Raw genomic sequence first — 9,180 nt, forward strand, 5'->3', positions numbered from 1 at the left:
GTCAGACATCGCCCGATAGGATTTCTCACCGCTAGCGTCTCTTGTTGGTAAAATTGCTACTGTAGTCATACTTCTAGCCTAAAGTTGCTGCCTCAAATTATAGCTTTACGCCACACTTTACCTGATATCAAATAAATTGCGATCGCGAAGTGACTCCTACGGAGTATCGCTATCACAAATACCTCTGGGCAACTAATCCTGAACTCCGACAGGTAACTTTCCGACTACTGTCTTCACCGAGGACTAAGCAGCATAAGGGCAAAACGCAGCGGCAGCAAGCAACCTCGAATTGAGCACCAACGGCTTTCGTGCGTCCGCTGCCGTAATATGTTAGGTGGCGATACTACTGGAGGATTGGGATCAAGGCACTTTTGATTTTTCTGACAACGGATGGATATATATTTCCCCTCTAGTTTGTGCTGCTTTGACCTTTGCATCTATTAGCTGACGAAAGCTGAGACGTTCTTCCAAAACATGAATCAAGTCTTCACCATCAATGAAAACTGTTTTGAGCGCCTTACCTTGCACAATAGTTTTCACAACATTATCACTGAAACCATGAACTGAAACAAAAATTCCCCGCCCATACATTTTGCCTTCAACTTTACCAACAAATTGATAAACAGGCTCATTACTAGAAGATTTATCCTGCCATTTCGCTTCTATAAGATAGTGTTCACCGTCGTACTTGACAGCACCATCAATTTGTTCGCCAACAATACGAAAAGGCTCAGTCACCTCTAACTGAGATAACCGTCCTAGTTCAAGCAAAATTCTTTCTAACTCATATCCCCGTTGCTGTGTAGAAGTTTTACCATTATGAAGGTCTAAAAAATTTTTCTTAAGTTCTTCAATAGTATGCTTTGGTTCCTGTTGGGAACATTTCAACTCCTCTTGCTTTTCTCTTTCTACCCGAAATTTGGCATCTCGAATTTCCTGCAATTGGCGGAGATGATCAAGATTCCTTTTTGCTTCTTCACGATTTAATTTTTTGAGTTTGTCAAAGTAGTAGGGATCAAAGTGCGACCACTCTATCAAAGACTTAAGCATTGCTCTAAAAGCACCCAGTCCTCCATCATCTCTGTTAGAAAGGCGAGTAAAGATACGATCAACCATCAGAGCGCGGTTGAGTTCTTCTTTGTAGTTATCCAGTGCCTTAAGGTCAGATTGCGTGCAGTGATCCTTAAAAAAGGAGTAGATATCATCTTTTTTCCAGATCACTGGGAGGATGCAGTCACGCATACAACCTTTTATATCAGACGGAAAAGTCATGTAAGTGTTCTGAAAATGTTTCGATTCAAGGCCCTAAAGCAATTCTAGCTTCTACGTTCAACAATGTCTCGACAACCTTGTTTGTAGCCAATATTACACAGGCTCATCAATTGCAGATAACCTGTGACTAATGCCCCAACCTAGAACTTAAGCCACCTAACTATTTATTAGACCAAAAGTCTCCGTCTAAATATCTTGTGGATAACCACATGTAACACTTACAGATATTTATTTTCATGTTGTGCATAACTTTTCTATACAATACCCATATCCGTGTACTATCCAGAATTCTTCCCTATAAGTATCTGATTTGGCGTAGTTATACAGAATTTTTACATCTAATGCCCTATTGCGTGGCTCCCCAACCTACATCAATTTTAGTTTTGAGCCTTAACTGATCTGTATTGCGTGATAAATAATAATTTATTTCGTAAAAGTAGCAAAATAATTTAAAATTCCACACATGGTAGTATTTATATTATTAAAATCATCATCCCGTGCTAGCATTTCTTCAGGTTTCTGAATATATTTACCTACAACTAATTCCGAAGCGCAATTTTCAATAATTTGCCTAACGCTGTATTTAGTTGATTCTAGATGAAATTGTAAACCTAATACTCTATCTCCATAAATGAAAGCTTGATTTGTGCATACTTCACTATAGGCTAGTCGTACAGCACCCGGTGGTAAGTCAAAAGTATCACCATGCCAATGAAACACAGTGAAAGATGCAGTTAATGAAGCAAAAACAGCAGAATTTTGTGCTTCTGTTGTCACTTCAATCGGATACCAACCTATTTCTTTTTCTTGACCTTTGTAAACCTAATACCAATTTTATATGAAGCTGCATATAATGGAGAAAACAAACTTGATAAATTAAAATAACCATGAGCCGCCCTTTTAAGATTGAAATAGCAGAAAGCGAAGAAGAACTTAAAAAACGTCTACAAACAGCGAATTTAGGAAACCAGAAAGAAAAGCTTATTATGCTGTGGTGGATAAAAAGCGGGCAGGTTAAGGAGCAGCAAGAAATCGGAAAACGCTTGGCAAAAGATACTTCAACGGTCACGAGATGGTTGCAGAAGTACAGAACTGATGGGATATCAGGCTTATTAAAAATCAAAAAGGCACCAGGAGCAAAGCGGAAAATCGATGGCTATCTGTGCAATTAGGCTCGGATTATGCAATTTTACAGATTGACCAAGCACCGGCTCATACAAGTTCAGCGATTAGCTGGCCAGAGAATATTATTCCTTTATTTCAACCACCATCGGCTCCTGAACTCAATCCTATCGAAAGGCTTTGGCAAGCTCTCAAGAAACCTCTCAAAAATCAACTTTTCTCTTCTCTACAAGCTTTACGCGAACGCATCCAAGAGATATTCGACCAACTTACATTTGAGCAAGTAATTTCTGTCTCTTCTTATAACTTTATCCTAGAAGCTCTTTTCTATGCAGCTTCATATTAAATTGGTATTAGAACCTAAAACATCAGCGATTAACTGCGAGCCAAGACAAATACCAATAACTATTTTATTCTTCTTGATTGCTTCTTCAAGAAAATATTTTTCCAACGTCAACCAAGGATGCTTATCATCCTCGTAAATATTCATCGGGCCACCCATTACTATCACCCAATCTAGATCATCAACAGATGGTAAAGTGTCGCCGTTATAAAACTTAGTTACAGAGAGAATATAATCTTTCGTTGTCGCCCACTGTTCAATGCTAGCAAGTCCTTCAAATGGCACATGTTGCAAATAATGAATTCTCATCCCTGACTGCTCCGAACTTAGTTGCAGTGTGATTTTTTACATTAAATCATATAGACGAGAACAGGGATAACAAACAGAATGATCGCTTATTCTTCGTCAACTAACTAGACAGGTGGGAGAATTACCTCAAGATGTGCTAGAGCGGATTCAAACTCTGCTTTGGAATAATTAGAAAATCTTGGTGAGGCACTGTTAGATTTTACTAGTGTGGCTAATTTACTCTCTTGGCTAGAAGCACGATGATCTTCTAGCCCCTAGCCTTGTCCTAATCGTTTCAAACTTCTAGGTTGAATTTCATCATAATTACGAATTTTTAAATGTTGTCCACAAATTAAAACTGTATTCGGACAAGTTGTTCAGCCGATGATCGCCCTCTATTCCCCTCACCTCTCTACAACTCCCACCGAAGCGTTGCTTGCACCGTGAACGGATCGCCATAATAAACCTTTAGCCTGCCATCGGCAGATTCAAAATAGTCAATGTCAAACAAATTCTTGAAATTAAGTGATGCCCGGAATTTGTCTTGCTTATAGAAGATAGCCGCCTCTGTCAGGAAATAACTAGGCAAAGTGAAGGTATTATCTAAGTCTCCTTGGCGTTTTCCAACGTAGAGTAACCCCATGCCAAAACCCAAGCCTTTGAAGCGATTAGATTGAATTTCGTAGCTTGTCCATAAGTTAAAGCTGTGTTTGGGAACATTATCCAGCAAGTTGCCAACCGTATAGGTATTGTCTTTGGTAATTTCTGCATCTGTGTAAGCGTAGCCTGCAATGATGTTCCATCCTGGTAAAATTTCACCACCAATGCTAAATTCAACTCTCTTACTGCCTTGCTCACCTGTTTGAATGGAGAAGTCAGTATTGACTGGATCATTCGTCAAAACATTGGAGCGTGTCACGTCGTAGAAGGCAAGGGTCGTAGAAAGTCTATTGCTAATATCTCCTTTTATGCCCACTTCATAGGACGTGCCGCGTTCCGGTTGAAACTGACTGCCGTCAAAGGCGGTTCCAGTGTTTGGATTAAATGACCGACTATAGTTAGCATACAGCGAAATCGCGGGAATCGGTTGATAGACAAGACCGACACGCGGAGTAAAAGCATCGCCAGATAGGAATACCCGTAGAACTAAACTTTTGGGGTCGCACCTGATATTCGCTTGTGAACGTAATCTTGGTGCGATCGCCCAGTTGCCAGGAAACAACAGGTGCTACAATGTATCTCTGTTGATCGTAGAAATCCAGAAAACTTTCGGTCGTTTGAGCCGCGAGGTTGAGACGATACAATACCGTTTTGCTGGGATTAAGTGGACCGGAAAGGTCTATAGCACCGCGATAGAAATTGAAGCTGCCAAGAGAGGCTTCCACTGCGTAGTAAGGGTCGTGCAGGGGTTGTTTGGTGATATAGTTAATCACCCCTCCCAACGAACCCTGACCGTAGAGAACAGAGGCAGGTCCTTTGACCACTTCAACCTGGTCGATAGTAGCCCTATCAAAACTTTGATTTAAATTACTTTGGTTTGTCAACCCGTTTCTTTTGATATCAAAGCCAGCGAAAAAGCCTCGGATCAAAGGTACCTCATAGACTGAGCGGCTTGAATCTGATCCCTGCGCCACACCTGGTACGTTCCTTAACGCTTCAGCCAGGGTCGCTACCTGCTGGTCTTCTAGCAATTGCCGAGGCACTACTTGAATCGATTGGGGAATGTCGCGCAGGGGCGTATCAGTTTTGGTCGCAGTTGATCCATCTGTTACGCGATAGGTATCTTGTTCCCCTGTCACCACCAACTCAATTGGCTGATCACCACTAGCTAATGGTTGACTTGGTTGTGTCTGACTTTCTGGCTGTTGTGTTTGGGGTTGTTGTGTTTGAGGTTGCGCCTGTGGTGCCGAAGGTGCAATACTTGCAACATTGAAGATTAGACCTTCATCTGGACTGTCAAATAATTCGACCTGTGGTACTCCTGCTTCCCCTGTCACAGTCACCCGAATAGTATTGGCATCAAAATTCGTTACCGTTATCTCACGAAGACCTGCAATCGGTTTTTGGGAGCGGAATGCGAATGCCTCGCCAGACGGTAAGCGCAGTTGAGCATTTGGAATATCAGTGATAAAGTTATTACCAGCACTGCGGTTTACTAATTGCAATTGTTGACCTTTCGAGGTCTGTAAAATTACTTCTACACCAATATTTGTAGGATTAGCTTTCACTTGCGTCACTTGCACAATTTCTGACACGGGTACTGTTTGCTGTGCTGGCGACTGTACAAGCATTTGGGCGCTGGTGTTCGGAAGTTCTATCTCGCTGAGTTGTCGAATCCTGCTTTCGTTTTGCTCAAGCGATCGCGCTTTGTCAAGGGGATCTTTATTCTGATTTACTCCTTTTTTAAGAGGTTGGCGTAGGCGCAGCCCGCCGTAGGCATCGGCTGGAGGGGCTACCCTTTGAGCCAGATTTGTCGCTAAATTTTCCCGATTTTGTGCTCCTCTCGGCCCAATGGCAAAAGCACTACCGCATCCCCATAAACATATTGCTAACCAGAGATGAATACTACTAAACAAATGCCAACACTTCATAACAACTCCCTACACACCATTTCACAAAACTTTGCTCCCAAGACATACCTTGCATTGAAAGCGGCGGGAGAACCTTCCTTGTGGGTGCTAATCCCGGACTCTCTTTTAACGTGAGTTCGGATAAACCTCTCCTTGCCTTAAACTCAAGTTCAAGTTTGTCTCTCTCCGACGGGCAAGAGGGACGGTTTTACGTAGTAAAATCTCTTAGAGGTCTTTTTTACGGCTAATTTAGGACACTATAGCGGTTCTGACTTCGGTGCAATACAGTCGTCACCTCACCTCCAACCCCTTTCCTTGGTAAGGAGAGGGGTTGGGGGTGAGGTTGGAAAATGTACTTCATGTAAACGAGAACCGCTATATATGACTCATCAAACTCACGTTATTTTAAGAAGCTTACCGACTTGTGGAGCAAAGTTGAAGCGCATTTGATCACCAGACGGAGTTTTTTTTTGATCACTAGCAGTCGTTTGTTCCCTGTTTCCGGTATTCCTTGGGGTTGAGTCCAAATTTCTGCCTGAATAGGGCTGCAAAATAGCCCCGATTGGCAAAGCCCACGGCTTGGGCAACTTCCGATGTTTTCATGTCCTGGGCTTCGAGCAATTGTCGTGCCTGTTCCAGGCGATATTCATGTAAATAACCAAATACAGTAGTGCCAAATACTTTACGAAAACCCTGCTTGAGCGTATATTCATTCAACTTTACCTGTTGTGCCAACCCAGACAGAGACGGTGGACAATCCAGATGTCGGAGTAGAATTTCCCTAGCATAGTAAATTCGCCCCAGCGTTCCGGGCTTGAGTGGAGGGATAGGAAGGATAGTACGGCGCTCAGTGTGAAGTTTTATCTCCTGTTCTACTAGCAACACCAGTAATTGCAATACTTTGCTCTCCAGATCAATGCGTCTAGAAATGCCCTGGTAAGGACACTGCAAAATCTGCCGTGCAATGCTTTGCATAACAGGGGTTGTCGTACTCAGATGCCAGTTAGAAGGTTGCTCAGGGGAATGAACCAGATGTTGCAATTCAGGAGGAAGTTCGCCTGAGTCATTGCCCATAAACGATCGCAGCACCCCTGGTTGTAATCCTAGATCAATTTGCAAAAATCGCTGCTTGGTAAATTCCTTACGAACGGCTGGGGCTTCGTTTCCACTACCGCAAACAAGATGCTGCCCAGCTTCATGCGGCACGTCATTATAGGTGTATTCCCCTTGCAGAAAAAAACTGAATCCCAGCCCTTGAAAATAATCGGAACCCCTGACCACGAGATCATCGTGCAGTTGATAGTCATAGATCGACAACCATATTCCTTCACGCAACCGAATTCCCCGTATCCATCCCTGCCCCAAAGTCGGCGGATATTGACAGATCGAATCCCAATGATTGGATTGATCCTTTGGAGTCAGGTAAGTGGTGGTTTCTTTAGCTTCTTGAAACAGTTCTTTGTATGCCTGCTTTGAAACGGTGATGGTCATGGCGAGTCTTGGGGTAGGTCAGGTAAATGGTCAATCTAAACGGCTAATTGTCAGCTATAGATAAGAATAATTTGCATCTTTATTGAAAGCGACGGGAAACCAGTACAACCTCGTAGGCAAAGAGTAAAGCCGTCATGCCGCTTGTAGCATAGTATTCGTAGTCTTCAATCGCAAGTTAAGTTAATGGCAATTAATTTTAATAATCTTACTACGATTTATCCTAAACTATTGACAACACTACAACTCAATGTACTGGCGCTCTCACCCATGATTTAGGACAGGCTTCGCGTTAGGAACCCTTGAAAATAACTAAAACGAACAGAGTATTGCAAGTGTCTGAAAAATGGTGATATTCAGTATATAGCGCCGGATTTGGATGCAGTCTGGATTAGTGCTGCCGCCACTTTTTTCGCCTGTGAAGCAGTTGACCAACTTCCTTCCATCATCGCAACCACGATCGCACCTTGCACTAAAAGAAGCAGTTGCCTAGCTAACTGTTCCGGTGATGAAACTTCTGCAGATTGAGCAAGGCTCTTGATGTAGCGGTAAATCGATTGTTGATGCTCTAATGCTACTCGATGTCCAGGATGGTCAGCATTGGCTAGTTCCACTGAAGCATTAATGAATGCACAACCTCGGAAATCTGGACTCTCAAACCATTCGCGCAGGGCATCAAATATTGCCAGTAGTTGTTGAGATGGGTTAGAAGCTTGTTCCTCAATCGTGGTTTTGAGCCATTCGCACCATTCTACATCCTGTTGTTGCAGCCACGCTTCAATCAATGCATCTTTTGACTTGAAATGATTGTAGAGCGACATTTTAGCTACGCCAGATTCCGCAATGATTCTGTCAATACCGACGTTGCGAATCCCCTCTCGATAAAACAAGCCTGATGCTGTATTTAGGATGCGATCGTGAACAGATTTACGGGGTGTTTTTGGTTTAGTCATTTAGATCACATCCTTGAATAACGTGTAATTTTTAAATACTTCATCAATAATACTGACAAAGATTTTTCCAATTTCAGGATTGTTTAAACCTGAAGCTTGACTAGATTTTTGAAGTTAGGCTGTAAACGTCTCAAATATTTCACACTTCTGTTAGGCTTTTATGTCATAGCCATTATATACAGTGTAATTATCAGAAATAACTACACCGTTATCCCTTAATTTTTAACTTAGTTTTCAACTCTATACAATAATGTCTATCACCAGGATAAATTAACAAGAATTGAAAATTGGAAAACACCCTTAACCATTCTTTGATTCATTTTAAAGACCAGGGTGTTTCATCCATATAGATGTTGAATTAAGTTTGTTTTAGCCAGTTGCTTAGATCGTAAACACTCTTATCAATTGCTTATTCTATTCTTTCATTCCCCAAAGCTTCGATTCTTTTTAAGGACTTAAGAAAAAACTATCTGTAAAGAATAAAGAGTTTATCCCAAAAGTGATTGATGAACTGCAAGCAGACCAAAGTCCCCCCGAACTCCGGAACTGCTACCGATCAAGTACTTCCACAATCCTCCAGAGACTTGTGGAGCAAGACCATCAGTTCATCAAATCATTGGTTAACTTATGGGATTTGGCATCTTCACTAGAGCGTAAGTGCTTGGAGATCCTTTGTGCTTTAGCGATTTAGATTCCCTATAAATCAAGAATATCATACATCTGGCCAAATTACTTGCGCTGACCAATTAATTTACAAAGAGTATTCGTGGTTACAATTACTCATCAGCAAGAGAGTCTTAAAACAAACAATTACTTGCGTTTTTGCTATTGTTTTGATTTGAGTAAATCTCGCTGATTTATCCAAATGATCCGGACGGAATAAGGACAGAAACTCAATCATTTATCTGTTTATTTATAGTTAGAATAGTCTGTCTATTAAAAGTGCTATATATCTTATAGATCTAAGAACTTTTATTGCTTATAGTCTAGACAGAACTGTCTATTTATAACTGATTCATCACTACTTTTCCAATATTTATTTCTGTGTTTGTTACCAGATTGACTATTATTAATTAAACCGGGTGATAGGATTTTGAAATCAAGGAAGTCAAACAAGTTTCTTGATCAAACCAAAGATATAGAA

9 protein-coding genes and 1 pseudogene are annotated in these 9,180 nt (G+C 41.5%); 3 read left to right on the top strand and 7 right to left on the bottom strand.

The annotated features are described in order from the left end of the window. Positions 1-360: 360 nt before the first annotated feature. Both V7K85_RS08335 and V7K85_RS08340 read right to left on the bottom strand, forming a co-directional pair. Entirely contained in the window at positions 361-1,272 is a 912-nt protein-coding gene (locus V7K85_RS08335; RefSeq protein WP_334812621.1) for a restriction endonuclease, read from the bottom strand. Between the two features lie 423 nt (positions 1,273-1,695). After that, the gene (locus V7K85_RS08340) at positions 1,696-2,049 is read right to left on the bottom strand and encodes a type 1 glutamine amidotransferase (protein WP_334812623.1); all 354 of its coding nucleotides are present in this window, start codon (positions 2,047-2,049) and stop codon (positions 1,696-1,698) included. 110 nt (positions 2,050-2,159) lie between these two features. Between V7K85_RS08340 and V7K85_RS08345 the strand changes: the two genes are divergently transcribed. After that, a complete protein-coding gene (locus tag V7K85_RS08345; protein ID WP_334812625.1) occupies positions 2,160-2,444 on the top strand; it encodes a helix-turn-helix domain-containing protein in 285 nt (94 codons plus the stop codon). Beyond that, positions 2,435-2,740 (top strand): transposase, encoded by a 306-nt coding sequence (locus tag V7K85_RS08350; RefSeq protein WP_334812626.1) that lies wholly within the window; start codon positions 2,435-2,437, stop codon positions 2,738-2,740. The genes V7K85_RS08345 and V7K85_RS08350 overlap by 10 nt, the downstream gene beginning before the upstream one ends. Here the strand turns inward: V7K85_RS08350 and V7K85_RS08355 are convergent. After that, positions 2,732-3,022 carry a glutamine amidotransferase-related protein gene (locus tag V7K85_RS08355; protein WP_334812638.1) on the bottom strand — a complete coding sequence of 97 codons (291 nt, stop codon included), beginning with the start codon at positions 3,020-3,022 and terminating at the stop codon, positions 2,732-2,734. The two genes, V7K85_RS08350 and V7K85_RS08355, sit on opposite strands and share 9 nt — an antisense overlap. Before the next feature lie 106 nt (positions 3,023-3,128). On the opposite strand from V7K85_RS08355, the pseudogene V7K85_RS08360 reads away from it, so the two are divergent. Then, positions 3,129-3,289 (top strand): annotated as a pseudogene (locus tag V7K85_RS08360) (DUF4351 domain-containing protein); the annotation flags it as partial. Between the two features lie 148 nt (positions 3,290-3,437). On the opposite strand, the gene V7K85_RS08365 reads toward V7K85_RS08360, so the two are convergent. From V7K85_RS08365 to V7K85_RS08380, 4 genes are all read right to left on the bottom strand, one after another. After that, positions 3,438-4,196, bottom strand: a complete 759-nt coding sequence (locus V7K85_RS08365) for a TonB-dependent siderophore receptor (protein ID WP_334812640.1) — start codon at positions 4,194-4,196, stop codon at positions 3,438-3,440. Beyond that, complete coding sequence (locus V7K85_RS08370; protein ID WP_334812628.1) at positions 4,084-5,616, bottom strand: TonB-dependent receptor plug domain-containing protein; 1,533 nt, start codon at positions 5,614-5,616, stop codon at positions 4,084-4,086. The genes V7K85_RS08365 and V7K85_RS08370 overlap by 113 nt, the downstream gene beginning before the upstream one ends. 456 nt (positions 5,617-6,072) lie before the next feature. Then, the gene (locus V7K85_RS08375) at positions 6,073-7,086 is read right to left on the bottom strand and encodes a helix-turn-helix transcriptional regulator (RefSeq protein ID WP_334812630.1); all 1,014 of its coding nucleotides are present in this window, start codon (positions 7,084-7,086) and stop codon (positions 6,073-6,075) included. Between the two features lie 353 nt (positions 7,087-7,439). Continuing rightward, on the bottom strand, positions 7,440-8,036 hold the full coding sequence (locus V7K85_RS08380) for a TetR/AcrR family transcriptional regulator (protein WP_334812632.1): 597 nt from the start codon (positions 8,034-8,036) through the stop codon (positions 7,440-7,442). Positions 8,037-9,180: the final 1,144 nt, after the last annotated feature.

The organism is Nostoc sp., from assembly GCF_036917615.1.
GTDB lineage: Bacteria > Cyanobacteriota > Cyanobacteriia > Cyanobacteriales > Nostocaceae > Nostoc.

Coding starts and splice junctions, on each gene's coding strand:
- V7K85_RS08335 (WP_334812621.1), bottom strand. CDS start 1,272: ATGACTTTTCCGTCTGATATAAAAGGTTGTATGCGTGACTGCATCCTC.
- V7K85_RS08375 (WP_334812630.1), bottom strand. CDS start 7,086: ATGACCATCACCGTTTCAAAGCAGGCATACAAAGAACTGTTTCAAGAA.
- V7K85_RS08370 (WP_334812628.1), bottom strand. CDS start 5,616: ATGAAGTGTTGGCATTTGTTTAGTAGTATTCATCTCTGGTTAGCAATA.
- V7K85_RS08345 (WP_334812625.1), top strand. CDS start 2,160: ATGAGCCGCCCTTTTAAGATTGAAATAGCAGAAAGCGAAGAAGAACTT.
- V7K85_RS08380 (WP_334812632.1), bottom strand. CDS start 8,036: ATGACTAAACCAAAAACACCCCGTAAATCTGTTCACGATCGCATCCTA.